Raw genomic sequence first — 240 nt, 5'->3', positions numbered from 1 at the left:
ACAAGATCTTTCAGACTTGTAAAATGGATGACAATTGTAAAATCACAGCTCTGGTGAATCCCGACTCTGAGTTCATACAATCGGTGATTAGCGTAGAAAAAATAGCAGCCGAAAAACCTCAGACATTCAAGCGACCAGAACCTGTGCCTTCTCAATCCGATAGATCGTCTAAGGAAGTACCATTTTTTACAAATGGCAATTGGGGCGTAAGCATCGTTAATGGACGCGAAGGCGCTCTGT

Annotated in this window: 1 protein-coding gene; it reads left to right on the top strand. The window is 42.9% G+C overall.

Annotated features, from left to right (window positions below; translation table 11 throughout):
• Positions 1 to 23: 23 nt before the first annotated feature.
• On the top strand, positions 24 to 240 hold a 217-nt coding region (locus HBA93_RS23210), incomplete at its 3' end, for a hypothetical protein (RefSeq protein WP_221724797.1).

It is taken from the genome of Ochrobactrum sp. SFR4 (genome assembly GCF_019730395.1).
Lineage (GTDB): Bacteria > Pseudomonadota > Alphaproteobacteria > Rhizobiales > Rhizobiaceae > Pseudochrobactrum.
This window is presented reverse-complemented; position numbering and strand designations above follow the sequence as displayed.